This window comes from Nodosilinea nodulosa PCC 7104 (assembly GCF_000309385.1).
In the GTDB taxonomy this organism is placed as follows: domain Bacteria; phylum Cyanobacteriota; class Cyanobacteriia; order Phormidesmidales; family Phormidesmidaceae; genus Nodosilinea; species Nodosilinea nodulosa.
Genome location: NZ_JH976537.1, coordinates 280,272 through 305,805, shown reverse-complemented (window position 1 = coordinate 305,805; position 25,534 = coordinate 280,272). Strand labels below are relative to the sequence as shown.

The 25,534-nt window shown below is 59.1% G+C and carries 22 protein-coding genes; 15 read left to right on the top strand and 7 right to left on the bottom strand.

Features of this window, described 5'->3' with window-relative positions; genetic code table 11:
- Positions 1 to 339: 339 nt before the first annotated feature.
- From LEPTO7104_RS32255 to cphA, 5 genes are all read left to right on the top strand, one after another.
- Complete coding sequence (locus LEPTO7104_RS32255; RefSeq protein ID WP_017296724.1) at positions 340 to 1,236, top strand: glycosyltransferase family 2 protein; 897 nt, start codon at positions 340 to 342, stop codon at positions 1,234 to 1,236.
- A 112-nt stretch (positions 1,237 to 1,348) separates the two neighbouring features.
- Complete coding sequence (locus LEPTO7104_RS32250) at positions 1,349 to 2,125, top strand: PIG-L deacetylase family protein (protein ID WP_017296723.1); 777 nt, start codon at positions 1,349 to 1,351, stop codon at positions 2,123 to 2,125.
- Positions 2,126 to 2,306: 181 nt separating this feature from the next.
- Positions 2,307 to 3,470, top strand: coding sequence for a cysteine desulfurase family protein (locus LEPTO7104_RS0101250; RefSeq protein ID WP_017296722.1), 1,164 nt, complete (start codon positions 2,307 to 2,309; stop codon positions 3,468 to 3,470).
- A gap of 14 nt (positions 3,471 to 3,484) precedes the next feature.
- Complete coding sequence (locus LEPTO7104_RS0101245; RefSeq protein WP_017296721.1) at positions 3,485 to 4,243, top strand: DUF1995 family protein; 759 nt, start codon at positions 3,485 to 3,487, stop codon at positions 4,241 to 4,243.
- Between the two features lie 186 nt (positions 4,244 to 4,429).
- Positions 4,430 to 7,117 carry a cyanophycin synthetase gene (cphA, locus tag LEPTO7104_RS0101240; protein ID WP_040695234.1) on the top strand — a complete coding sequence of 896 codons (2,688 nt, stop codon included), beginning with the start codon at positions 4,430 to 4,432 and terminating at the stop codon, positions 7,115 to 7,117.
- Positions 7,118 to 7,169: 52 nt separating this feature from the next.
- On the opposite strand, the gene LEPTO7104_RS36545 is transcribed toward cphA, so the two are convergent.
- Positions 7,170 to 8,186: a tetratricopeptide repeat protein gene (locus tag LEPTO7104_RS36545; RefSeq protein ID WP_017296719.1), complete on the bottom strand. Its 1,017-nt coding sequence runs from the start codon at positions 8,184 to 8,186 to the stop codon at positions 7,170 to 7,172.
- Between the two features lie 72 nt (positions 8,187 to 8,258).
- Positions 8,259 to 9,023 carry an RNA polymerase sigma factor gene (locus LEPTO7104_RS32240; RefSeq protein ID WP_225886909.1) on the bottom strand — a complete coding sequence of 255 codons (765 nt, stop codon included), beginning with the start codon at positions 9,021 to 9,023 and terminating at the stop codon, positions 8,259 to 8,261.
- Positions 9,024 to 9,402: 379 nt separating this feature from the next.
- Here LEPTO7104_RS32240 and LEPTO7104_RS0101220 point away from each other — a divergent pair, with 379 nt between their 5' ends.
- Positions 9,403 to 9,984: a hypothetical protein gene (locus LEPTO7104_RS0101220; RefSeq protein WP_017296717.1), complete on the top strand. Its 582-nt coding sequence runs from the start codon at positions 9,403 to 9,405 to the stop codon at positions 9,982 to 9,984.
- A 62-nt stretch (positions 9,985 to 10,046) separates the two neighbouring features.
- On the opposite strand, the gene LEPTO7104_RS32235 is transcribed toward LEPTO7104_RS0101220, so the two are convergent.
- Both LEPTO7104_RS32235 and LEPTO7104_RS0101210 read right to left on the bottom strand, forming a co-directional pair.
- On the bottom strand, positions 10,047 to 11,822 hold the full coding sequence (locus tag LEPTO7104_RS32235) for a glycosyltransferase family 39 protein (protein ID WP_017296716.1): 1,776 nt from the start codon (positions 11,820 to 11,822) through the stop codon (positions 10,047 to 10,049).
- A 128-nt stretch (positions 11,823 to 11,950) separates the two neighbouring features.
- The gene (locus LEPTO7104_RS0101210) at positions 11,951 to 13,222 is read right to left on the bottom strand and encodes a transporter (RefSeq protein ID WP_020479976.1); all 1,272 of its coding nucleotides are present in this window, start codon (positions 13,220 to 13,222) and stop codon (positions 11,951 to 11,953) included.
- A 420-nt stretch (positions 13,223 to 13,642) separates the two neighbouring features.
- Here LEPTO7104_RS0101210 and LEPTO7104_RS32230 point away from each other — a divergent pair, with 420 nt between their 5' ends.
- The 7 genes from LEPTO7104_RS32230 (at position 13,643) to LEPTO7104_RS37775 (ending at position 21,648) form a co-directional block, all read left to right on the top strand.
- Positions 13,643 to 14,587: a FecR domain-containing protein gene (locus tag LEPTO7104_RS32230; protein ID WP_017296715.1), complete on the top strand. Its 945-nt coding sequence runs from the start codon at positions 13,643 to 13,645 to the stop codon at positions 14,585 to 14,587.
- Positions 14,588 to 14,688: 101 nt separating this feature from the next.
- Positions 14,689 to 15,861 carry an efflux RND transporter periplasmic adaptor subunit gene (locus LEPTO7104_RS0101200; protein WP_040695231.1) on the top strand — a complete coding sequence of 391 codons (1,173 nt, stop codon included), beginning with the start codon at positions 14,689 to 14,691 and terminating at the stop codon, positions 15,859 to 15,861.
- Positions 15,862 to 15,870: 9 nt separating this feature from the next.
- Positions 15,871 to 17,034: an ABC transporter permease DevC gene (devC, locus tag LEPTO7104_RS0101195; protein WP_017296713.1), complete on the top strand. Its 1,164-nt coding sequence runs from the start codon at positions 15,871 to 15,873 to the stop codon at positions 17,032 to 17,034.
- Entirely contained in the window at positions 17,031 to 18,203 is a 1,173-nt protein-coding gene (gene devC, locus LEPTO7104_RS0101190) for an ABC transporter permease DevC (protein ID WP_017296712.1), read from the top strand. The genes devC (LEPTO7104_RS0101195) and devC (LEPTO7104_RS0101190) overlap by 4 nt, the downstream gene beginning before the upstream one ends.
- Positions 18,200 to 18,994, top strand: coding sequence for a DevA family ABC transporter ATP-binding protein (locus tag LEPTO7104_RS0101185; RefSeq protein WP_017296711.1), 795 nt, complete (start codon positions 18,200 to 18,202; stop codon positions 18,992 to 18,994). Before devC (LEPTO7104_RS0101190) ends, LEPTO7104_RS0101185 begins: the two co-directional genes overlap by 4 nt.
- Before the next feature lie 110 nt (positions 18,995 to 19,104).
- Positions 19,105 to 19,617, top strand: a complete 513-nt coding sequence (locus LEPTO7104_RS0101180; RefSeq protein ID WP_017296710.1) for a T3SS (YopN, CesT) and YbjN peptide-binding chaperone 1 — start codon at positions 19,105 to 19,107, stop codon at positions 19,615 to 19,617.
- Between the two features lie 726 nt (positions 19,618 to 20,343).
- On the top strand, positions 20,344 to 21,648 hold the full coding sequence (locus LEPTO7104_RS37775) for a glycosyltransferase family 4 protein (RefSeq protein WP_071527157.1): 1,305 nt from the start codon (positions 20,344 to 20,346) through the stop codon (positions 21,646 to 21,648).
- Positions 21,649 to 21,650: 2 nt separating this feature from the next.
- On the opposite strand, the gene LEPTO7104_RS0101165 is transcribed toward LEPTO7104_RS37775, so the two are convergent.
- Together LEPTO7104_RS0101165 and LEPTO7104_RS0101160 are read right to left on the bottom strand one after the other, a co-directional pair.
- A complete protein-coding gene (locus LEPTO7104_RS0101165; protein ID WP_017296707.1) occupies positions 21,651 to 22,907 on the bottom strand; it encodes an aldehyde dehydrogenase family protein in 1,257 nt (418 codons plus the stop codon).
- Between the two features lie 4 nt (positions 22,908 to 22,911).
- A complete protein-coding gene (locus LEPTO7104_RS0101160; protein WP_017296706.1) occupies positions 22,912 to 23,322 on the bottom strand; it encodes a hypothetical protein in 411 nt (136 codons plus the stop codon).
- Positions 23,323 to 23,643: 321 nt separating this feature from the next.
- On the opposite strand from LEPTO7104_RS0101160, the gene LEPTO7104_RS32225 reads away from it, so the two are divergent.
- Positions 23,644 to 24,264 carry a hypothetical protein gene (locus LEPTO7104_RS32225; RefSeq protein WP_017296705.1) on the top strand — a complete coding sequence of 207 codons (621 nt, stop codon included), beginning with the start codon at positions 23,644 to 23,646 and terminating at the stop codon, positions 24,262 to 24,264.
- Positions 24,265 to 24,311: 47 nt separating this feature from the next.
- Here LEPTO7104_RS32225 and LEPTO7104_RS0101150 read toward each other — a convergent pair whose 3' ends face one another.
- Positions 24,312 to 25,127: an FkbM family methyltransferase gene (locus LEPTO7104_RS0101150; protein ID WP_017296704.1), complete on the bottom strand. Its 816-nt coding sequence runs from the start codon at positions 25,125 to 25,127 to the stop codon at positions 24,312 to 24,314.
- A 68-nt stretch (positions 25,128 to 25,195) separates the two neighbouring features.
- On the opposite strand from LEPTO7104_RS0101150, the gene LEPTO7104_RS0101145 reads away from it, so the two are divergent.
- On the top strand, positions 25,196 to 25,525 hold the full coding sequence (locus LEPTO7104_RS0101145) for a hypothetical protein (protein ID WP_017296703.1): 330 nt from the start codon (positions 25,196 to 25,198) through the stop codon (positions 25,523 to 25,525).
- Positions 25,526 to 25,534 lie beyond the last annotated feature (9 nt).

Below are 25,534 nucleotides of genomic sequence, written 5' to 3'. Positions count from 1 at the left end.
CCTGGAGAGAGCGTTTGTTAAACATCACTTAGGAAAGCATCTCTCCGAAAAAACAAAGAGCGGAATGATAACATTTTTTGGATCGGGTGTACATGTCCTACACCCGATTTTTATTGCGCCTGCTAAATCTGTAAAACCCCGGTCCAAGGGATAGCTGCTTCATGACGGGTGAACTATACCTATTAGGTAACAGCAAACACAGTTTTTCCCTTTGACTTGTGGCTTCCGCCAGGTGTGGAGGCCGCTGTTTTTCGGCGCCAAACCCGATCGCTGCAAAGCCTAGGCCTGGCGTTCCGTTCAGTTAAAAGACCACCTTTAGGCGCCTTGCAAGGGGCTTTTATGATGCTCAGCGTTGTAATTCCGTGCTTAAATGCCGCTGCGACTATCGACCAGCAGCTTGAGGCACTAATTCAGCAAACCACCCCCCCCTGGGAGGTTATCATCGCAGACAACGGCTCAACCGATGCCACTCTAGATATCGTCAGGCAGTACAGCGCTCGCCTGCCCCTTAAAATTGTCGATGCCTCCGATCGACAAGGCGCTGGCCACGCCCGCAACGTCGGTGTAAAAGCCGCCACTGGAGACTACATTGCCTTTTGTGATGCCGATGACGTCGTAGCTGCGGGATGGCTCCAGGCTTTGGCTCAGGCCTTTGTCAGCAAAAGCTTTCTGGCCTGCCGATTTGACTGCGCGCGGCTTAATCCGGGAGATCAAATCGACGGGCAAAATCAAGACCAAGGACTACAGCAGTTTAGAATTCCCTTTTTGCCCTTTGCCGGAGCCGGAGGTCTGGCCATTCAACGGCAGCTATACGAGCGGGTCGGGGGGTTTGACGAAGCTTTTACCCATCTCGAAGATGCAGAATTTTGCGTTCGCGTTCAGCTCACTGGAGTTGAACTCACCTTTGTGCCCGATGCGGTCGTCCACGTGCGCAACGCATCTCCTACACCCAAAGGATTTTTCGAAGCCCGACGGTCCACCTATCGCAAAGCCTACGCCTGGGGAAACGGGATGGGTAAAATTTACCTCAAGTACAGAGAGAAAGGTATGCAGTTTCACGGCGTGGGGCCGCGCCTGGTGCTGTTGCCTCTCTGGGTTCTCCGGAGTCTGGTAGATATCCAAAACATCAGTTGCTTTTGGCGCATAGGTTGGCATATGGGTGTGCTTCGGGCGCTGCTCCAACCTCCTGATGGCAGGCAGCAACCCACCGCCAGGTCGGCAGTGTATCAAGCCTAGCGCTTCACCCAAACTACAGATTTAAGCCTGACAGGTCACTAGTCTAGGCCCATAGTTATGGCAAAACCTGCCCATCCCCTTGGTCCAGCAACCTTACTGAAGAGCAATCACCATGGTCAATTTTGCAACGGTAGATAAGGCAATAGACTACGGCAAGCGACGGCTGGTGCGGCGTCAGCTCCGTCAGCGAGGGAAAGTGCTGCAGCTATCCCAAAAGCCAGCAATTATTTTTTCTCCCCACCAAGATGACGAAACCCTGGGCTGCGGTGGTTTGATTGCCCTTAAGCGCCAGCAGGGGGTGCCGGTTTGGGTTGTGTTTTTGACCGATGGACAGTTGTGCTATTGGGGTGCCCCAGAACCCCCGCCGCTGACGACAGAGGAATGTATTCGCCTGCGCCAGGAGGAAGCAACAGCCGCCCTGGATGTTTTGGGCGTTGAAGCCTCGAACATCGTCTTTTTAGATGCCAAGGACTCAACTCTGAGAAGTTTAGAGGGGGATCAGCGCCAGCGGCTAGTTGAATCGCTGGCCCACTGGCTAAGGGCAGTGCAGCCCGGCGAGGTCTACGTGCCGTACCACAAAGATCAGCATGACGACCACATTGCCACCCACGATCTAGTCAAGGCAGCCCTGAAGGAAGTACCCCTGACGGTGGATCTTTGGCAATATTTGGTTTGGTCGCTGTGGCGCTATGAAAACCTAAACGACTTATCCACTCAACAGTATCAAGGGCTTTACAGCCTACCTATTGCCCCAGTTAAATCCCAGAAGCTAGAGGCCCTGAAGGCGTATAAATCGCAATATACCCCTGTGGTAGGCAACTTTACAGCGCTGCCAAAAACCTTCATGGGCTTCTTTGACTACCCCTTCGAGCTATTTGTTAAAGCTTAGGGCAAGCCACCTAAAAACCATCCCGATTGAGATGTGGCCTCAGCCCATCGGTCCAGTTCTAATCAGACCATGGGCGGGTATTTTAGAGGGAACATGTTTAGGTCAACTCAACGGCGACAGCGCTCCCTGCTAGGATGGATTTTGTGCCTTTGGGGCGCGCTGTTCTCCCGCTGAGCACCCTATGCAAATTTATTTAGACTACAGCGCCACCACGCCCCCTCGCTCAGAGGTAATCGCGGCCATGGCCACCTGCATGGCGGATAGCTGGGGCAACCCCTCAAGCCTTCACCACTGGGGCGGTCGGGCGGCTACGGCACTAGAGCAGGCGCGGCTACAGGTAGCGTCGTTGCTCAATGCCCCGGCCAGTGCGGTGGTGTTTACGGCGGGGGGCACCGAGGCCGATAATCTGGCCCTGATGGGGGTAGCCCAGCGCTACCGGGTACCTCAGCACATGATTATCTCGGCGGTGGAGCACTCGGCGGTAGAACAACCGGCCCAGCGGCTCGAAGCGTTAGGCTGGCAGGTGACTCGCCTGCCGGTCGATAGCCAGGGTCGGGTCAATCCGGTAGCGCTGCGACAGGCCCTGCGGGACAATACCGTGCTGGTGTCTATTATCTATGGTCAAAGCGAGGTGGGTACGCTTCAGCCGATCGCCGCGCTAGGGCAAATGGCCCGTGATCACGGGGCGCTGTTTCACACCGACGCAGTGCAGGTGGCCGGGCGGCTGCCTCTGGATGTGCAAACGCTGCCGGTCGATTTGCTGTCGCTTTCCAGCCACAAAATCTACGGGCCGCAGGGGGCCGGGGCGCTGTACGTGCGGCCTGGAACCAAGCTGTTGCCCCTGTTGAGGGGCGGTGGTCAGGAGTTGGGGTTGCGATCGGGCACCCAGGCGGTGCCAACCCTGGCCGGGTTTGGGGTGGCGGCAGCCCTAGCAGCTGAGGAAATGGCTGCCGAGACTGTGCGCCTGTCGGGTCTGCGCGATCGCCTCTTTGACCAACTATCCACCGTAGCTGAGCTGATGCCCACGGGCGATCGCCACCGCCGCCTGCCCCATCACGTCAGCTTTTGCGTGGCTGCCGATGGCGATCGCGTCAGCGGCCGCACTCTGGTGCGCGAGATGAACTTGGCCGGCATTGGCATCAGTGCCGGATCGGCCTGCCACAGCGGTAAGCTCAGCCCCAGCCCGGTGCTGCTGGCCATGGGGTACAGCGATCGCGCCGCCCGCTGCGGCATTCGCCTCACGCTGGGGCGACACACCACCGCCGCCGATATCGACTGGGTGGCGATGGTGCTGCGTCAGGTGCTGCACCGCGCCCTGGCCCCTCTAGCTTTGACCCCTGTGTAGTGTTGCTAACGTTGATGGCCGATATGACTCAAGATGGTGCTACAAATTTTGCTGTAACCGCTGTACCGGCAAGCCTTGAAGAGGCCATTTTTCAGGCTCGGGGGGCGGCCCAGGCGGCCATTCGAGCTGGGGTGCCCCGCATGGTGGTAGAGCTGGCCTACTCCGAGCTAAAGGGCATGCCGGTGGCGCAGCAGTTTTACCCCGCCCTGCAAGAGCTAGGCCTAGTCTTCAAAATATATTTTCCCGACGCCGGATCGGCAGCCCTGGCCCGCCGCGACTGGGGCAACCCTGACTTTGTGGTGCGGGGTATCGGCGAACTCCACAGCGAGATGGAACCGAGCGATCAGGCCTATCTGTTTGTCGAGCCTTCTTCCATAGAGGTCAGCCAGGTCGAGGAGATGTGCGCCGAAGCAGGCGATAAGTTCGTCATCATGCTTAACCCCAAGCTCGAAGACGTGGCCACAGTTGGCATTGGCTATGCCGGACGGCAGTTGCGCGATCGCTTTCTCAGCACCCTGGAGTCGGTCTACTATCTGCGCCCCCTGGAGGGGGCCGTGCTGCTGCGCTGCTATCCCCACCCCTGGCAGGTGTGGCAAGACACTGACTCGGGCTATGTGCTCCTGGGCGAAATGCCCCAAAAGCCCTCCGGCGAAGCGATCGACCAATTGTTGCTGGGGCAGGTTACCCAGGCCCCAGGCGCCCCCGTGACCAAGGGCAAGCGGAGTGGTTTTCTCAGTGAGCTGCAGCGGTTTATTCAGGCCTTGACCCAGTAGCCGAACGACCTCTGGCAGAGATATCAGGTTATTCCCTCAGTTAGGGTCAAGATCGTGCCTCCGGGATACTGTCCTGCGCCCTAACCTGGGGTTATACTGCACTACACCACATGCCTGATCAGCACCCTGCAAATTCTCGCTGCTCTCAGCCAACCCTGTTCTACGACTGGTGAGTTACGACAGCCCATGCGAATTCTTAAAACCCAGACTCTCCGAGGGCCAAACTACTGGAGCATCCGTTATCCAAACCTGATTCTGATGCGGCTGGATCTAGAGGATCTAGCCGATCGCCCCTCCGACCAAATTCCTGGGTTTTACGAAGCGCTAGCCGAGACGCTGCCAAGCCTAATTGAGCACTTCTGTTCACCAGGGCACCGCGGCGGCTTTCTGAGCCGGGTGCGCCAGGGTACCTACATGGGCCACATCATCGAGCATGTTGCCCTTGAGCTGCAAACCATGGCAGGCATGCCCGTGGGCTTTGGCCGCACCCGCGCCGTGGCCGAGGCGGGCATCTACCAGGTGGTATTTGAATACCAAAATGAGCAGGCTGGTCGCTACGCCGCTCGGGCAGCGGTGCGCCTGTGCAACAGCCTGGTCGAGAGCGGTCACTATGCCAAAGAAGAGCTAGAGCAAGATCTGGCCGACCTGGGCGAGTTTCGCCTGGATGCCGCCCTCGGCCCCAGCACAGAGGCCATTGTGCGCGCCGCCGAAACCCAGGATATTCCCTGGATGCAGCTCTCCACCCGGGCCATGATTCAGCTGGGCTATGGTCGCTACCAGCAGCGGGTGCAGGCTACCCTGAGCAGCAAGACCAGCATTTTGGCCGTGGAGCTAGCCTCCGACAAGGAGGGCACCAAGCAAATTTTACGCAATGCCGGAGTGCCCGTGCCCCGGGGCACCGTGATCAACTACCTAGACGAACTCGAAAATGCCATCGAAGATGTGGGTGGCTACCCAATTGTGGTCAAGCCCCTTGACGGCAACCACGGGCGCGGCATCACTATCGACATCGACACCTATCAGGCGGCAGAAGAAGCCTACGAAGCGGCTAAGGAGGTTTCTAGAGGCGTCATTGTGGAGCGCTTTTACCGGGGCCGTGACCACCGCGTGCTGGTGATCAACGGCCGGGTGATCGCAGTGGCTGAACGGGTGCCCGCCCACGTGGTGGGCGACGGCAAGTCGACCATTGAGCAGCTAATTGAGATCACTAACCAAGACCCGCGCCGGGGGGTGGGCCACGATAACCTGCTGACCCGCATTGAGGTCGATCGCACCACCTGGCAGCTGCTCGATCGCAAAGGCTATACCCTCGACACCGTGCTGCCTGAGGGGGAGATGTGCTACCTGCGGGCTACCGCCAACCTGAGCACGGGCGGCATCGCCATCGATCGCACCGACGATATTCACCCCGACAATATCTGGGTGGCCCAGCGCATCGCCAAAACCATCGGCCTTGACATTGCCGGGATTGATGTGGTCACCACCGATATTTCCAAACCCCTGCGCGAGGTCGATGGGGTGATTGTCGAAGTCAATGCCGCGCCAGGGTTGCGTATGCACGTGTGCCCCAGCGTCGGCATTGCCCGCAACGTGGCCGAACCGATTTTGGCCATGCTGTTTCCGCCCGGTACCCCCGCCCGGATTCCGGTGGTGGCGATTACCGGCACCAACGGTAAAACCACGACCACCCGCCTGACCGCCCACATTTTCAAGCAGACTGGGCAGATGGTGGGGTTTACCACCACCGACGGCATCTACATTGGCGACAACATGGTGGAACCCGGCGATACCACCGGCCCCCAGAGCGCCCAGGTAATTCTGCAAGATCCCACCGTGGAGGTGGCCGTGCTGGAGACGGCGCGGGGGGGAATTTTGCGATCGGGGCTGGCCTTTAAGGACTGCGATATTGGCGTCGTGCTCAACGTTGCCGCCGACCACATGGGCCTGGGTGATATTGAAACCCTCGAAGATATGGCCCACCTCAAGAGCGTCGTGGCCGAAACCGTTCGCCCCAGCGGCTATGCCGTGCTCAACGCTGACGACCCACTGGTGGCGGCCATGGCCCAGCGGGTCAAAAGCCAGGTGGCCTACTTTTCGATGGACCCCCACAATGAGCTGGTGCGCAAGCACTCCCAGCAGGGGGGCCTGGCCGCTGTCTATGAGCAGGGCTATCTGTCGATTCTCAAGGGCGACTGGCTGCTGCGCATCGAGCAGGCCGAGAAGGTGCCCCTGACCATGGGTGGACGCGCTCCCTTCCAGATCGCCAACGCCCTGGCGGCCAGCCTGGCCGCCTTTGCCCAGGGCATTGATATTGGCTACATCCGCCAAGCCCTGCACACCTTTGAGGCCTCCACCGACCAAACTCCAGGCCGCATGAACCTGTTTAATTTGGGCCGTTTCCACGCCCTGGTTGACTATGCCCACAACCCCGCCAGCTACGAGGCGCTGGGGGGCTTTGTGAAAAATTGGCCAGGGCAGCGGATTGGCGTTGTGGGGGGGCCTGGCGATCGCCGCGATGACGACTTTATTACCCTGGGCAAGCTGGCCGCCACCATGTTTGACGACATCATCGTCAAAGAAGACGACGATACTCGGGGCCGCGATCGCGGCGATGCCGCCAAGTGGATCGTCCACGGCATTGAGGAAATCGCTGGTTCAACCACCTATCGCACCATTCTGGACGAAACCGAGGCCATTAACACGGCCCTGGATACGGCCCCTGACGACAGCTTGGTGGTGATTTTACCGGAGACCGTAACTCGGGCCATTGCGCTGATTAAGGCTCGCAACCCGATCACCCAGGTCGCTTCAGGTCTAAATGGCGCGGCGGCGATCGCTAAGCCCAGCGACCAGTACGCCGAGGTGCTCCCCTAAGGCGGCTCGCTTTTACTGTCTAAACTCACACGGCAGGGTGAGGAGCGCCGTACTAAAGCGCCAGCAAGCGGTTGGTAAATTCGGCCTCTAGGGTTTTGCGCTGGAGATTGCGGGAAATTTGCAAACCCTTGGTAAAGGCCTGCTCTGCCAGATCGCTGTCGCCAGTTTTCAGGTAGTAGTCGCCCAGCCAGCGGTAGGTGAGAGCGGTTTGCAGGTCGGCAGGGGTCGTGCCCAGGGTAAGGGCGCTGCGCTGGTCGAGGTATTGCTTGGTGATATCTAAGTCTCCCCGGCCCAGGTAAATGCCCAGCAGGCCATCTAGAGCACGAATTTGAAGGGCGCGATCGCCCGTCTCAACCCCGGTTCGCAGGCCTACTCGGTAGGCCCCTATGGCGTTGGACTCACGCCCTAGGGCGACATAGACATCCCCCAGACTGTTGGAGGAGTGGGCTTCGCCCAGGTAGTCGCCAGCCAGAATACGGTAGTTGGCCGCCGCCTCTAGCAGGTGTACCGCCACCTCCAGATCGCCCCGCTGGGTGGCCACCTGGCCCAGGTTGCTGAGCGACAGGCCAATGGCCCGCGAGTCGCCCGTAGCGCGGGCGATTTGCAGAGCCTCCTCGAACTGGGCCTGGGCTTCTAAAATATGCCCCTGGTTGACGTAGAGATTGCCGAGGTTGTTGAGGCCGTAGACCTGGCCGAGGGGGTCGTTGTTGTCGTGGGCCGTGCCGATGCGCAGCACCAGCGCCCGTTCGGCTTCGGGGTAGCGTCCTAGAGTGGCAAAGGCTGCCCCGATTGAGCCGTAGGCCTGCCCAGCCGACTGGGTATCGCCCAGCAGACGGTAGATTTCAGCGGCTTCGGCCCAGGAGTCGACGGCACTGGTCAGGTTGCCCTCACTCAACTGCTGATTGCCCAGCTGCATCCAGCCGTCGGCCACGTCCCGCGACTGTCCCTCGGTGCCGTTGTAGGGGTGAATATCGAGCTGCTCGTCTAAACTGGCCGCAGCAGCAGGCAGACTCAGCCCCGGCAGCAGCGCCAGGGCCAGCGCCCCGGTGAGTAAATAGTTATGATTCATTGCCGTTGCCCTCCCCAGGCATGTTCCCCACGGTTGCGATCGCGCCAGTGTGATCGCGCCAGGCCAGACGGGTCAGTTGGCCCACTCGCTACCCACCTCGCCGCCAATGCCCACCAGATCGACATCAGCCAGGCCCACCGCCTCTAGATCGGGCACGGTGAGCAGGTCGTTGAGGTCATCGGCGAGGGGCTCAGACCGCAGCGATCCACTACCCAGGTAGATCTGGCGAATATCCTCCGGCAGGGCCGACTCCAAATGCTGAAAGGCCAGCTCCAGCTTGTGGCGGACCTCCGCCGCCGTCAGAGATTCTCCCTCGGCCTGCAGGTAGGCCGCAATGCGGTTTTCGCTCCAGCGGAAGGTGAGCGCCATGACGGTCACCAGGCGCTCGACTGGGGGCAGGCGATCGAGCGCCTGCTCGACATAGCACCAGAACGGCGGCGTGGCTTGCTCCAGGGCATAGTGAATTGACTCTACCTCCGGCACCACCGCCTGATTAATGCATAGGGCCGTAATGTTGATCAGCCAGTTCTGTAGGGTAAACGCGCCAGGCCCTTCGCCAGCGATGGCCTCGGGGCAATCCACGCCGCCCAGCTCGTGGAGAATGTGCCGCCAGGTGAGGGCAAACAGGTACTCGGCCTGCACGGGCGATCGCGCCGAATGGCGAATCAGGCTGTAGACCATGGGGCTGTAGCGGCAAAAGATGGCGGTGAAATACCGTCCGGCATCGCCGTGTCGCTGAAATAGCTGCACCAGTTCGCGATCGCTCAGGTGGTGCAGCCCCTGCACCAGCCGGTGGTCACACTCGGGGAAGTTGGGAATATGCGCTGTGCTAGACATGGGTTGAGCCGTGAAAAACATTCGCCGCCACCCCACCACCGCGGCTAAGGGCCACTGCCAATAGGTCCAAGGCCCGCTGCCGACTGGGTCTGCGGATAAATCAGCCTCTAATATACCTACCGTGGCGATTTTGGCGACTAAAATTTTTCAAACTGGGCCAGTTTTGCAAAGTTTTAACGAGCCGAGGCTGAGATTAGGCCCGGGGGCTAAGGCCGATGCTCTACGCTTTTGCTAGCCCAAAGCTATGGAGTTTATTGCAGAATTGATACACTGGAAGAAGATGGTTCCCAACCCTGCTCTGCCCCAGGCTTTTCAGCTCCAGCCTTTTTTGCCCTAACCAACGTCTCATCTGCCGTGTCGTTATCTCCTGTGTGGGCCTATGTTGTTTGACCTGTCCCTGACCAACCCCACCCCTTCTTTGGCCCTGATGGGGCTCCCCCTCGACAGTATCATGTCGACCCAGGGGGTGATGGTCATGCTGCTGGTAGCCTATGCCGGGGCCATGTGGATGTTTCTCAAAAGCGCCCCCAAGGTCTACACGGTAATGGTGTCTGACCTGGAAGTAGCTCGCCACCTCTACGAAGGAATGCTTAACCTGCCAGCCGCTGAGGTGCCCCTACACTACTACTACAACTATGAGCAGACCCTGGGTACCGCAGGCCTCGACCCCATGTATCTGGGTGGGGCCACCAGCTTTGCCAACCAGGGCACCCTTAGCAGTCCCGAGGGGCTTTGGTATCAGCTGCGCAAAAACACCCAGCTGCACGTCGTCGCCGGAGCTAGCCTGGGCCACCGCAACCAGCAGCGCCACGTGTGCTTCGACCACAACTGTCTGGAGTACATTTTGATGCGGGTGCAGCTCAGCGGCGTGCAGCACAAAATTCGCAACGAGAAACCCCTCAATTTTTTGGTCAAAGACTACGACAACCAGGTGATTGAGCTGGCCGAAATTGACGATTAGCGATCGGCTCTGCTGAAATCGAATCCGCCTGGCCCAGAGTCGCCCTTGGTCTGTAAGCCCCGTTAGGAACAGCCGTAGTGGGTGTAGCCGTGACCTCCCCTGCTGGCCTGGTTCACCATGGTGCACCCATAGCCATCAAGGGCCGCGTTTCTGTTGAGAAACCACAGGTCAAAGGGTCGAGGCATGGTGGTAAGAATTTCAGCCAGTTTAGCTTCGGGGGCAACGGTGGGGCTGTCGGGCAATGTCCAAATGAAAAACCGAGGGGGCACCGTCCACTGGCTCTCGGGGCTGGCCGGGTTGAAGTGACGATGGATCTCCCAGCCCACGCTCAATAGCTCGTGGCCAATCACCGTTGGTTTTTCTTCAACCCTGGTCGGAAAACCCACTAGCACGGGATGGGTTGACTCTGCCTGGATTGTCTGGATGAATTGGGCCGGATCGTAGTACTTGGCAAAGGCTAGATTGCTGACCACAAATAGAGCGCCCGCCAGGCCCGCCGCCCAGAAGACCTGAACGCTGCGCCGCCCTGAGACCCGCCATTGGGTAAAGGGAATTTTGGGTGAAGTCTCCTTTACTTCTGCCTCTGGCCAGTAGACCGCTAGCAGCCCTCCCACCACCACCATGACGCCGGGATGAAAAACAAAGTTGTAGCGGTGGCCCCGGGTGATATCCGTAGCCAGACCATAGCTCACGAGAAAAAACAGGGCGATCGCGGCCAGCACAAACCCTCCGGTCAAAAACAGCCCAAACTGCCCCGAGGCCGACTGGCAAACCTGTCGCCTAGCCCCGATTAGCCGCGCCACCATCCACAGCAGTATGGGCAGCAGCAGCAGCACTGACGCCACCACCGCTGCGATGCCGAGTCCGCCCTGAGCATGGGTGATCGGGGTGATCACCATGAAGATTAGCCCCACCAGCATCTGGGCCACCGGATCCAACCAATACCTGGGCTGGCTGAGATCGATAGCTAAATTCGAGGACTGGCCGCTGCCGTAGAAGTTGAGCAGCACTGGCAGCCAAACCAGACCAGCGGCCAATGTGCCCAGCACCACCCAGTAAAGCCGTTGCCAGGGACGCCGCCAGAGAACTTGGGGCTTAATGCGACCCTGATGCCAGGCCAAGGCCACCAGCACCATCGCCTGGGCCAGCAGGGCCAGAGCTGTAAAGTAGTGGGTCGCGAAGGCCAGGGCATTGACCCCGACCCAGAGCAGCCCAAAGGCAGGGGAAATGGGGGGAGATGATGGTTCTCCAGCCGGGGATCTATGCAGGCTCCAGGCACCGACGGCAAAACAGGCCAGCCCCAGGGAGACCAGCAGGGTAGCCATGCTGTAGTGCCGGGCCTCCTGGGCCATGGCTATGCCAAAGGGAGACACAGCCATCAGGGCCGCTCCAATTTGCCCCGCCAGGGCTGAGCGAAACCCCAGCCAAGCGGCCAGATAGACAGCCGGTACGCTCAGGGCTCCAAAGAGGGCCGGCAAAGCTCGGGCGGCCCAGGGCGAAGCCACCCCCTGCACGGTCGGAAAGAGATGCATCCACAGGTGGGCCAGCACAAAGTAGGCCGGTGGGTGGTTGTCTTCCTGCATCAGGTAGCGGACGGTGGAGCCTACGGATGCCTCTGGGCGCGGCTGAAGCGGCGTCAGCAGCTGATCTAGAGAAACAACCTGATCGAGGGGCACGGAATGGCTGCTATTGCCCAGGGTGAATATTACGGTGGCCACCTCATCCATCCACAGAGGCTTGCTCACCAAAAACAGTAGGCGAAGGGCCAGGGCCACCAAAAACCACGCCGTCATCCAGAAGGCTGCCGACGGCTGCTGCACCGATTTGAATACTTGCATCACCCCCGCCAGGAACTTCCAAAGCTGATGATAAACTGTCCCTGCTGTTTAGCTACATCTGTCTCTGTCCAGAGATTTACCCATCCGTACAGAGTAAGAGCTGCTGAGCGATAGGCTAAGGGCTATCTCTAAAAGAGGGGTATGGTGGCGTCGATGGTGGCACCAAAGAAAGTGTCGTCAAACCGCACCCGAGGCTCTGACGATCGCCCAAAACTGAAGCCACCATAGACATTGAGGCGCAGGTTGGGGCTGAGTCGGTATACCACCTGTCCCAGCACCTGGTGAAACGTGTCGTAGCGGGTTTGAGCCGTGTAGTCGATCAAGTTGAGCTGATAGCTCAGTCCCAGCTGAACCCGGGGGGTTATGTCGTACCCCAGATAGCCCCCCGCTGACTGAAAGAGGCGGCTAAAATCGACGGTTGTGGCGCCGTTAGTGGACTGGGCCCCGTTGAACTGGACCAGGTAATAGGAATCGAAGGCCAGTTTGGGGGTAATTGGGTCGCGGCGGCCCAGGGTTAGACCCAGGGCGGTATTTTTGAAGAATCTTGCCCGGTTGGCCCCTGGCCGATACAGCTCTTGGTAGGTGAATATGAGCTGGCCGTAGCTGCGCGGCGTTAGCCCCTGGCGCAGCCCTACCCTGAATCGCAGATCGTCGTAGTTGAGGTTCGACTGGGCCCCGTAGCGCTGTAGGCCCAGGTCGGCGGTGGCAATTAGAGCGGTTTGGGGTCCTAGGGCGGGGTATACGCCGAAGGCGATCGAAGGGCGCAAAAAGGTATCGCCGGTAAGGCCGCCAACGTCGTTGACGGCCAGCAGGATGTTGTCACTGCTGGCGATCGCCAGGCGAGCCGAGAAAAACCCAATTTTAGCAGGGGGGCGGGCCGCCTGCATGGGCAGCTGAGGCTGCTGGCGGATGCGCAAAATGCCCAGATCGTTGTCTTCCAGCAGGCTGCGCACCTGAATTACCCCCAGTTCTGGGTCCTGGGGCATCGGCTCGGCATCCCCATCGGTCTGGGACGGGCTCTCAGGAGGTGCAGAACCGGGGGCCGGATCGGCAGGAGCTTCGCCAGACTGGGCCAGGGGAATTAGATCGGTGGCGGTGGTTTGGACGGTGGCAGGCAGGTCTAGGAGGGAGGCGCTCGCCCTGGGCAGAGAATCTTGGTCGGTGGCCAGGCTAGGCGGCGAGGCGCTGGGGCGCTCGGGCGAGGCGCTGGGTAAGTCAATCGGTCCCGGCCGCGCGGGCAGGGGAGCGTTTTCTGACGCCTCTCCGGCGGCGCCTTGACGAACAGGTTCAGAGACTTCGGCGGCGGTCTCCTCCCCTGCGGTCGGCGGCTGGGTTGCCCCACCAGAGGTCAAATCTGCTGCGGCCTCGCTGGAGCGACCAGTCTGGGCCTGACATGGCATCACTCCACAGCAGAGTAAGCCCAGGCTCACGAGCGTCAGTTGAAGGGGGAAATGCCGCTTAGCCAATGGAGTCTGCCTAGGGAGAACTGGGGTCGCATCGTCACCAGAAGAATCACTGATCTGTCTGGGAATTCCTGAAACTTAAGCCTATATTCACTAAATATTTAATTTAAGGCGGCGCAAGATTTATGAACTAGGGCAAAACGCCACCGCCTGAAACCTACCATAGGGGTAAGCCCCCCAACCTCTCCCCTACGGTAGTGCCCCCTCCAGCGAAGGGCCTTGCCCTTAGCGCTACGCCGTCATGGTTGGGGTATTCTACCGATAATCTTCCTGGCTGTTCAGGGACCAGGACATTTTGGCCGCATCTACCTCAAGGCCGCAGGCCTGCTGTAATACGTGGTCAACCTTCACTGCACTATGGTTTTTTCTACCAATGGTTTTTTGGCGGTGCTGCTGGCAATGTCTGGCAGTGTTGCGATCGCATGGCCGGCCCTAGCAGAGGTGCCCTGGGTCTGGGCCAAGCTGAGAATCAGCACGAATCAGGTTAGTTTGCTGGCTGCCGACGGGGTTTCACGCCCGGCCTCAGTCGCCGACTGCCTCTACCCCGACGAAGCCCTCAGCACCAGCGCCATGTCTAAGGCTGAGGTGCTGTTCAACGATGGATCGCTGGCCCGCATTGGCGAGCAGGCGAACCTGCGATTTTGGCCAGCCACCCGCAATTTATACCTCAATCAGGGTACCGCTGCGGTCTTTGTCCCTCCCGATCGGGGCCGAACCACGGTTCAAACCCCCAACGCCACAGTGGGGCTAAACAGCACCGCCGTAGTGGTACGCTACGTGCCCTCGCGGGGGTTAACCCTGGTGATGGCGCTGGCCAATGCCCCGTCCGGCCCGGTGCTAATTACCAGTGCCAGCACCGGACAGGAATTTGCCCTCTACAGCGGCCAAATGGCCTTTGTCAGCGGCGCAAACCTGCAAGTTGTTGAGTTTGACCTGCTGGAGTTTTACCAAACCAGCGATCTAATGGCCGGTCTACAGCTGGGGGATCCGGCCTATCGTCCCCCGGCCGACGAACCCCTAGCGGCCCTGCGCCCTAACCTGCTGCAGGCCCTACAGCAGCAGTCCCCGTTTGAGCCAGAAGGCGCAATTTTAGACCCCGCGCTGATTACCGATGTTGCTCCTGTGGCTAACCCCCAAAGCGCAGCGGAAAATCGCTTAGACCCGCTTCCCGTAGAAGACCTGAGGCGCTACAACGATGCGCCGCCTGGGGTAGTCAACCCCCTACCAGAGACCGTAGATACCCCACCGCCAGCCGCCCCCACCGCCGATCCGCCGCCGGGCAATACCTCCGACAATCTGTGAGGGTCGATTGCTTCTGTTTTATGGCGTCAGTAGCCTGTGTCTGAACAATTGACTAAACTACACCGTTCAGTTAAATTCAGGGCAGTTATCAACGGCTATCTATGTCTGCCCCATCTACTCAGCCCTGGAGGAAGCCCAGTTTTTGGCTATTAATCGCGGCTCTGCTGGCAGTAGGGGTCGGTTCTACCCTGGCGGTGCGCCATGGGATGCAAACCCGCCAGGCGGCCCGTGAGCAGGCCGAGCTACCGCCACCGCGCCAGGTCAAGGTGGTGGCCCTGGGTCGGGTCGAACCCGTCAGTCGGGTGATTGATGTGGCCACCGCAGACTCGGGCCGCATCGATCGCCTGGAGGTAAAGAAGGGGGATCAGGTTGAGCCGGGGCAGATTCTGGCCTACCTAGATACGTACGATGTGCGCCGGGCCGAGCGCGATGTCGCCGCCAGCGAGCTGTCAGAAGCTCGCGCTCAGCTAGCTGCCGAAACCACCCTGGGCGACTCCCAGGTGCAGGAAGCCAACAGCCGGGTGGCCCAGATCGACGGGCCGCAGCAGGCGGCGATCGCCGCCCAGCAGGCCGCCATGCACAGTCTTGAGGCTGAGCTCAACGTGGCCAAAATTGACCTGGCCCGGTTTCAGCAGCTCAACCAGGCGGGGGCGATTTCGCGCCAGGAGCTAGACCGCCAGCGGGCCACGGTAGATAAGCTCCAGGCCGACCTCGACAACGCCACCGCCACCCGGCAGCGGCTCGAGCAGGCCCGCCTCAACGATATGAAAAATGCCGAGGCCCAGGTGGCCTCGGCCCGGGCCACCACCACCCGCGCCCAGGTGGCCAGCCGAGTCGACTCCGCCGCTCAAAGTCTGGCGCTGGCCGAGGCCCAGCTCGCCCGCACGATCATTCGAGCCCCCCAGGCCGGGCAGATCCTCGACATCTTTGCCTACCCCGGCGAAGCGGTGTCGCCCAACGGAGAGCCGGTTCTGGCCCTGGGCGATACCCGTCAGATGGTGGTGGTGGCCGAGGTCTACGAAACCGATATTGGCCTGGTTAAAGTGGGGCAGCCCGTCACTATCAGCAGCCGTAACGGGGCCTTCAGCGACGCCCTGACCGGCACGGTCAGCGAAATCGGCCTGCAAATTGCCAAAAACGACGTGCTTGACGACGACCCCGCCGCTAACGCCGATGCCCGAGTCGTTGAGGTACGGGTCAAGGTCGATCAGAGCGATGCGGTGGCCGCCCTCACCAACCTCCAGGTCGATGTCGCCATCGACATTGACTCCTAGAGGGCGGCGATGAAGTTCCCTACCCTGCCCCGCATTCCCCTGGCCTGGTACAACCTGCGCCACGATCGCCCCCGCCTGCTGGTGGCCGTCGCCGGGGTCACCTTTGCGGTGCTGCTGATGTTTATGAACCTGGGTTTTTTGGGGGCGCTGGTCAGCACCACGACTAATTTCTACGACCAGTTCAACGGCGACATTTTTCTGATTTCGCCCCAGTCGCTAGAAATTAGCACCACCAAGGCCTTTCCCCGCGAGCGGCTGTACCAGGCATCCGGCATTGAGGGGGTGCGGCAGGTCATGCCCCTCTACACCGAGTACACCCTCTGGAAAAATCCCGAGACCAAGATTAGCCGGGCGATGTTTGTCTACGCCTTCAACCCCAGCGACCCGGTGTTTCTGATGCCGGAGCTGGATACGGTCAAGAAACGCAGGGCGTTGCAGCAGCCCAATACGGCCTTTATCGACCGGCGATCGCGGCCCGAATTTGGCCCTCAGACCCTTGGTCTCGAGACCGAGGCCGACCGCCGCCACGTCACCGTGGTCGGCCAGTACGACCTGGGGGGCGGGTTTGCCGCCGACGGCACCCTGATTATGAGCGATCAAAACTTCCTCCGCTACTTTTCGCCCCGGCCCCTGACCGAGGTCAACCTGGGCCTGGTGCTGCTCGACCCCGGAGCCGATGCCCAGCGGGTCAAAGCCGCCCTGGAAGACCAGCTGCCCGCCGATGTCGAGGTCTACACCAAGCCCGAAATTATTCTCAAGGAAAGCAAGTACTGGATTCAAACCACCTCGATTGGCTTCATCTTTGGCCTGGGGGTCTTGGTCTCCTTTGTGGTGGGCACCGTGATTGTCTACCAGATTCTCTACACCGACATTCGCGACCACCTGCGCGAGTATGCCACCCTTAAGGCGATCGGCTACAGCGGCGGCTACCTGTTCAAGACCGTGATTCAGGAAGCCATTTTGCTGGCGCTGATGGGCTACGTGCCGGGGCTGGCCCTGGCCCTGGGTCTCTACGAGCTGGCCTACAACGCCACCGCCGGGACCCTGCCCATGCGGATGACCCTGTTTCGGGTTGGGTTTGTGTTTGCCCTTACGGTGCTGATGTGCGCCCTGTCGGGGCTAATTTCGGTGCGAAAAGCCGTCACGGCTGACCCAGCGGAGGTATTTGCGTGAAACGCACCCCCCTGGCCCTGCTCAATCTGATTCACGATCGCAAGAAATTCCTCACCTCCATGGCCGGGGTGGCCTTTGCGGTGCTGCTGATGTTTTTGTTCACCGGCTTCAAAAACGCCCTCTACGACAGCCAGACCCAGCTGCTCAAGCGGCTCAACGGCGAGATTGTGATTATCAATCGGCTGAAGGAAAACATGTTTGTACCCCGCGCCTTTGCCCGCCGCCGCCTGTACCAGGCCCAGGCCTTTGACGGGGTGGAAGGAGCCTACGCCATCTACATCAGCGACGCCCGCTGGAAGAACCCCGAGACCAAGAAAACCCGCCCGGTGCGGGTGATCGCCTACAACCCCTCCGACCCGGTGCTGACCATGCCAGAGGTGCTGGCCCGCCAGCAGGCGCTACGGCAGCCCAATACCGCCATGCTCGACGAGCGATCGCGAGCCGAGATCGGCCCCCGCGAAACCGGGGTCATCACCGAGCTGGCCGAGCGCGAGATTCGAATTGTGGGCACCTTCAGCCTGGGCACCGACTTCGCCTCGGGCAACGGCAACTTGATTATGAGCGACCAGAATTTTCTGCGGTTTTTTGCCAATCGCGGCCCCGAGGAAGACAAGCGCAGCTTTGCCACTGCCGACATCGGCCTGCTGCGGGTGACCCCCGGTACCGACATCGACGCCCTGGTACAGGCCCTGCGCGACGGCCTCCCCCAGGATGTTCTGGTCTTGCCGATGAATGGCCCAGAGGGTTTCATTGCCCGCGAGCGCGCCTACTGGGAGGTCAACACCAACATCGGCTTTGTCTTCTCGCTGCTGACCACCATGGGGTTTGTGGTGGGCATTATTCTGGTCTACCAAATTCTCTATACCGACGTGGCCGACCACTGGTCGGAGTACGCCACCCTGAAGGCGATCGGCTACGACAACACCTACCTGTTTGGGGTGGTGATTCAGGAAGCGATTATTTTGTCGGTGCTGGGGTTTATTCCCGGCCTGCTGATTAGCGCGCTGTTTTACAACCTGGGGGCCGCCGTCACCGGCCTGCTGTTTCAAATGACCCTGCAGCGAGTCGTTAACATATACGTCATGACCTTTGTGATGTGTTTAATTTCGGGTGCCGTTGCCGTCCGCAAGGTGCAGCGCACTGACCCAGCGGAGGTATTTGGGCTATGAGTTCTGCGCTGCCGATCGCGTCTGGTTCGCCCCCCGACGTCCCCACCACCAGCACTGAGGCGTCCATTCAGGTGCGCAACCTCAGCTATTTCTTTGGCAGGGGCGATCTGCGCAAGCAGGTGCTCTTTGACATCAGCCTCGATCTGTACCCCGGCCAGATTGTGATTATGACCGGCCCCTCCGGCTCGGGCAAAACCACCCTGCTAACGCTAATTGGGGCGCTGCGATCGGCCACCGAGGGCAGCCTGCGAGTGCTGGGGCAAGAGCTGGTAGGGCTGGGCAGCCGTCAGCTGGTCGAAATTCGCCGCAACATTGGCTTTATTTTTCAGGCCCACAACCTGTTTGAGTCGCTGACGGCGGCGCAAAATGTGGAGATGGCGGTGGAGCTGACCGGCAACTTTCGCGGCAAGCGCCAGCAGGCGGTGGATATCCTCAGCCAGGTGGGGCTTGCCGAGCGGGCCGACTACAAACCGGCGGCGCTGAGTGGGGGGCAAAAGCAGCGGGTGGCGATCGCCCGCGCCCTGGTCAACCAGCCCCAGCTAATTTTGGCCGACGAGCCCACCGCCGCCCTCGACAAACAGTCGGGCCGCGACGTGGTGACGCTGATGCAGCAGCTGGCCCAGGAAAAGGGCTGCACCATTTTGATGGTGACCCACGACAACCGCATTCTCGACGTGGCCGATCGCATCATCAACCTGGTCGATGGTCGCCTGGAGTCTGACGCCAGCCCCCAGCAGTACGCCGACGCCCACGCCCCCAAATCCCTCGACCAAAAAATGTTCATGATGTAGGTGCTGGCAGCAAACGGGTTGCCCCACCCAGAAGCAGCAGTAGTGCCCACCCATCCACCCATCCACCCATCCACCCATCCACCCTCCTTCCCATCCCTCTCCCACTCCCCATGGCCATCTCCTTCGTCAACAACGTCCAGGCCCTCACCTACACCAAAGTCGCCGACTACCTGCAAACCGCCGCCCTGTTTAAAGACAGTCTGCGAGCCTATGCCGATATTCCCCAGTTCGACGTGCTCTATGGCTCTACCCTGATCGCCATTGAGGTGCTGCCCTGGGAGATTCACCCCTGGGAGCGCGCCGATTTGGCCACAGTGCGGGCCACCAGCTGCGTCACGGTGGGCAGTACCATCGACCACGAGCTGATGCACTTTTTGCTCACCGAGAACCGGCGCATGCGGTTTGGCGCTTTTCACCTCGACGACGCCAACCAGGTGCTGTTTGCCGAAAGCGTCCTGGGCGGCGAAAACATGGACCTGATGGAGCTGCAAACCTGCATTCTCTCGGTGGTGACCATCGCCGACACCTACGACGACATCATTGCCCAGCGCTTTGGCGGTCAGCGGGCGATCGATCGACTAGAGGGGGCGATGTCACCTTCCGGGGGGTGCAGGCTCATTTAGGTGTCGAAACTCAGCGACAGTGGTCTGATTTAGCGATCCTACGCACGACTCCTGCCTTACTCGCACTGTTTCCCCTTGTCGTTCTCCCCACCCAGCGACTGCACCCGCAATTTATGTTCTCCCTCCCTCATACCGCCTGGTACACGAAGCAACACCCCACCTTTGCTGATGCCCTGGCCTTTGTCCGTCCCTATCTATGGGCTTCTCGTCTTTTTCAGACATCACGAGATGACCTTGAGTACGTTAAAGTCCCTCGCCCTATCTTCGATACCTGGACTGAGTTACTCTGCCATGCCGCCTGATTGAATAAAGCCGAGCTTAGTCGCTGCCTTTTTTGCCTCAGCTGCTAAAACTTCAGACCTTACGCTATAGCCAAACCAGTCTGATGCATTAGAATGCAACTTGCCAAACCAGTCAGATGCATTAGAATGCAACTTAAGTAAGTAGATCTGATTATCTAGATTATCTATAAGACGCATTTCGACTCCGCTCAATGCTCGATCTGTTGCTGGGCAAAGGGTTGAGCGGAGCCGAAACCCAGAAACTTAAGCTGGGCTTAATTTAGCCCTTCTACTTAGTACTCGAAGGCTGAAATATTTCCACCGTTTTGGCGCACTTGGCTCCCCTGCTCCCTAGCTTGTAGAAATAGTCCCTAAACTTCCGCCTCAGAGTACTAGCCTTTTCTTCACATATTCTTCATGTATTTATATCGCAAGGGAATTAACAATGAAAGCTAAGGAAGAAACTTCCAAAAAGAGTGTTCGTGTCGTCATAGTTGCAGAGGCTGCATCGTTGCAGTTTGGTGGAGAGGCGGCCTTACCTTTGCACTACTATCGAGTTCTAAGAAGACGCGGTATTCCGGTTTGGCTAGTTGTCAGAGAACATGTGCGGACTCAATTAAAAAAGCTCTTCCCAGATGATGATAATGTTTCCATTATATATACAAGCGATAGTAGATGGCATCGTTGGCTATACCCATTGCCGCGCTGGAAGTTGACTAGTTCACTCGCTTATCCAATTTCTTTTTTACTTCAATCTATTACTCAGCTAGAGCAAAGGCAACTAATTCGACGTTTAATTAAAATTCACGGAATAAATATTGTTCATCAACCAACACCAGTGTCACCAAAAGCACCGTCCTACTTCTTTGGTATGGGTGTGCCTGTTATTGTTGGACCTATGAATGGTGGAATGGACTATCCTGCTGCTTTTCGAAAAAAGGAGAGCCGATCACATACCTTGATAAAGTCTTTTGGCCGTAAAGCCTCTCATTTTCTCAATGTTTTAATCCCTGGGAAACGGAAGGCCGCAGTTCTATTAGTAGCTAATGCTCGCACGCGGAAGGCTCTTCCTAAGACTTGCAAGGGTGAGGTAATTCAATTAGTTGAAAATGGAGTTGACACTTCGGTATGGAATTTTGCCGCGCATGATTTTGATGGGAATCGACATTCCCTAACTCGCTACGTGTTTGTTGGCAGGCTGGTCGGCTGGAAGGCCGTTGATTTATTGTTGCAAGCTTTCAAAACGGCATCGGAAAGAGCCCATATAAGTTTAACTATTATCGGCGATGGTAGAGAGCGGGAATCTTTAGAACAGTTGGCGCAAGATCTGGGTGTACTTGACACTGAAGCTAACCAACCAGGAAAAGTACATTTCACAGGGTGGTTAGATCAGAGTGAATGTGCAAAACAGCTACAGCAGCATGACGCTATGATCTTACCTAGCTTGCAAGAGTGTGGTGGAGCCGTAGTGCTAGAGGCAATGTGTATGTGTCTTCCAGTTATTGCCACCAACTGGGGTGGGCCATCGGATTATCTAGATCCCTCATGCGGAATTTTAGTAAATCCATCATCGAGAAAGGAGTTTCTAGATGGCTTATCAAAAGCAATGATTAAGCTATCTCTGCATCCTGAATTACGTAAGGCTATGGGCAAGGCCGGACAAGAAAAAGTCATTCAAGAGTTTACCTGGGATGCAAAGGTGGATACCATGCTAGAAATTTATCGCAAAGCAATATCTAAGTTTTGTTAGGCCTACTCTAGACCCTGCAAAATATGCTGGGTGGTCAGCAGCGCGCTCAGGCCTACAAATCCGCTACAGCGACCCCGCTGGGCGGTCATGCCCAGGGCAATGCCAGCGGCCTGGGCCGGGTTGCGCACAAAGCGGGGCGAGGTGTTGATGTAGACCACCGAGCTGGTCACCAGCTGGGTAAAGCGGCCGCCCTCAGTGTAGGCTTCGGTGGCAATGGCGTTGGCGTGACCGCTGCTGTGGCGGTTGATCAGCGCAGCGGCGGCCCGAATGTCGTCGACGGAGCGCAGCGCCACCGTTTTACTCAAAAACGGGCGGCTCCAGTCGGCGATCGCGGCTGGCTTGACGTCGGGCAGATCGCCCAGCAGGGCTTCGTCGGCCAGCACCTCAAAGTCTTGGTCCCATAGGGTATGGCAGAGCTGAGCCAGGGCCGAGGAGCTACAGCCCCGGTGCACTAAAACCTTTTCGATCGCATTTACCGCATCGGGCTCGCCCCGGTGGCTGTCTAAAACCATGGCGGTAACGGTGTCGAGATGGCCGGTGGCCGACCAGTAGAGGTAGCAGTTGCCCATCGCCGTCGGCAGCACCGGCACCCCGGCCTGGCGCACCACCTGCTGTACCAGGCCGGGCCTGCCGTAGGGAATGATCAAATCGACGCCGCGGTCTTGGAGCAGCCAGGAGCGGGCGACATCGCCCTGCTCTTCGGTGAGGGAGAGAATGCATTGCTGGGGCAGACCCACCTGATCGATCGCCCGGTGCAGGGCCTGCAAAATCACCTGGTTGGTCTGACCGGCCTCGTTGCTGCCCTTGAGAATCAGGCCGTTGCCCGTGCGCAGGCTCAGCCCCGCCGCGATCGCCGCCAGCTCCGGAAACGCCTCGTACACCAGGGCTACCACGCCCAAAGGCACCACCTGGCCATAGCCCGACACCGCCTTGCTGAGGCGGCTGGGGGCGGGGTGCAACAGCCCCCGGGGATCGCCCAGGTAGGCCAGCCGCCGCAAAATTTTGGCGGTGGTTTGCAGCCGCTCCGGGGTGAGCTTGAGCCAGTCCAGCACCCGCTCCGGCACTGCCATATCCAGGCTGGCTTCCAGGTCGAGGGTGTTGGCTTCGAGAATGTCGTCTAGATCGGCCTCAATGGCGGTGGCGACTGCCTCCAGCAGCCGACTCTGGGTTTCAGCCCCGGCGGCAATTAGGTCGTGGCTGGCCTGGCGCACCTGCTCGACGGCGGCACTAAAGTCTGTCTGGCTGGCGAGTACTACCATAGCCCTAGCGCCGCGAGGCCAGCCAAAACATGCCAACCACGGCCAGCGATACCGCCAGGGTGGTCAACAATCGCGCGATCGACTGGGCTCCGTCGGGGGTTTGCAGCGTGGCCAGCAGCAGGAAAAACACCATCACGCCAAAGGCGGCCAGCACCACCAGGGGCAGGTAGCTAACGCTCAGAGAGGAGCGATCGAGCCGCCACTGCTGCCCCGTCCAGCGCCAGAGGCGTTTGTAGGGGTAGTGGGTAGACAGCTGCTCAATCACGTAGCCGTCGTCTTGCACAACAAAAATTTGCTGGCAGCGATCGCAGCCAAAGGCCTCAGTCAGCGTAATGGGCTTGATGCACCCATTCCGGCGACAGGGGCAGGGGTAGTCGGCGTTCTGGTCGATCTTCTGGCTTTTGTAGGTACGCACAGCACTGCCAGTGGGGGGGCAAAAATGGGCTGGTAGTAGCCCCATTATTCTGACACATTAACCAAAACCTCTTCTGAAAAACAACCTACTTTGATCAGTCGACGACAAGTCGGCCCGTCAGCTTAGGCCGGTAGACAGGTTTTAGCGTCAGATGTATCTCCAGCCGCTTGAAATTTTAGGGAAAACCGTGGTAGTTAAAAGGCTATTCAACAGTATGGCTTTACCTTTGACGGGACAGAACCCTTGACGAGACAGAACCCTTGACGGGACAGAAGAGTCTGCCCTGGCCCCCTCACCCCCCTTAGCGGACAGGATATTGTTATGGCCACCGATCGCCTGGAGACGGCAGTGAGAAATTTTCAGCACGTCAATCAGATGGTGGAGCGCTACACTCGCCTGTGCCGCGCCTACGTCAACCTGTCCGAGCGGTTTCACCAGCTCGATGTCGACCACATGACCCTCAAAGGCCAGGTGGTGCCCCTGCTCAAGGCGCTCAAGGCCAACCAGGTCAAGCTAAAAGCCCTGGAAGCCGAAAAGGCCGAGCTTCAGGCCCGCCTCGACCAGCAGGCCGGTCAGCACCTGCAGGAGCTACAGCAGCTGACCAAAACCTACGAAGATCGGCTGCAAGCCCTGTCCAGCCAGGTGGCCGAGCTGCAGCCCCTAGAGCAGCTGCTCAACGGCGAAACCCACCACGAACTCGGTGTGGCCGAAGAGCAAATGGAGCTGGTAGAAGCCACCTTTTTAGAGATTGAGCAAGACAGCTCCCCCGATCTCACCGGAGAAGAAAAAGCCCTGCTCGCCGCCTACCGGGCCGACCCCAACGCCTTTTTAGCCGCCGCCGCCGATGCTGCGGTGGGTTCTACCGTAGAGCTTGAGGAACCCGTCGCAGCGCTGGGGCAATACTACTACAGTGAGCAGGTTCCCGAAGGCTTGGGGCGCTAGATTCGCCCCTATCTCCCTCCCCAAACCCAGGCCTAGGCCTGGCGTAGTCAGGAGACGAAGGTGCTCATTAACCAGTTGGCCAGCCCGCCCCGGTAGGGCGCACAGATGCGCTGAATTCTCTCGGGGGGAAAGCGCTGCTGGTAAAAGCAGAGAATATTGCCGTAGACGCCGTTGGCGTAAAAGGGTGACTCCTGGGCCAAATCCATGGCCTGTAGGTCAAACACCTTGGCCCGGCTGCCCGAGGCGTAGTCAACCATGACGCTAAAGGCGTAGCCTTTTTGCTGCAAGACTTTTAGGCAGGTCATGGTGCCCTCAAAAAACTTGGGCGACCAGCCTTTTGCTCCCTGGGCGCGACTGCTGCCCCCGCCGTACTCAAACATGACGACGCGGGGCAGTTGCTCGGTAGCTAGCTCGGCAAACTGCTGAATCACGACCGGCTCCCACCCTTCAATGTCGAGCTTAAAGGCGGTGATGTAGGGGGTAGCTACCTGGCTGAGCAGGGTGGCCAAATCTAGGGTTGGCACCGAGCGAGTTGTGCCGGAGGCCCCAAACCAGTCGGCGGCCAGGGAGCTGAAGTTGCTATTGGCCAGGTTGGCAAACTGGCCCATGTGCAGGGTTTGGGTGCCCACCCGATCCGACAGGCACTGCTCGATTAGCTGAATGGGGTACTGCTGACACAGCGCCCGCAGCTTGTCGGTGGGGGAAGGCTCTACGGCGACGGTGGTAAACCCCAGCCGGGCAAACAGCTCGCAGTAAAAGGCAAAGGTGCCGACCCCGACATCGACACAAAGCCCCTGGCGATCGGGGTCGAGATCGGGCAGTAGGTGCTCAAGCAGGGCCTGGCAGCAGGCTTCAACGCGCATTTAGTTGGCCCTAAGAAAATATGCCTTAAGCGTAGAGCATCCGGGCCATTTGAGACGTTTGGGTTGTTGTGGCGCGATCGCAGCAGAGCGCCCAGCGAGATGGTGTGGCGGTGGGCATAGTAGGAGCCGGTGGTTTTGCTGTAGCGGCTAGTCCGAGTGCCCCGCTGCTGCTGGCAGAGCTGCTGGTTAAGCTATCTCGGCAGATGACCCTAGTTACCCAGAGGTATTCGTCTGATATTGAGCCTTGTGTAGGGTTCAATGAATCTCTATCCCTCAATCGTCTAGAGCTGCGGGTGAATGCACTGCTGGAGCCTGATTTAGTCGTGGAACCAGCTGTTCCAGGGTTGGGGCGACTGATGTGGCTGATGATGATTCTGCTCCCCTTAATTGTGACTTAGCTCCACTCT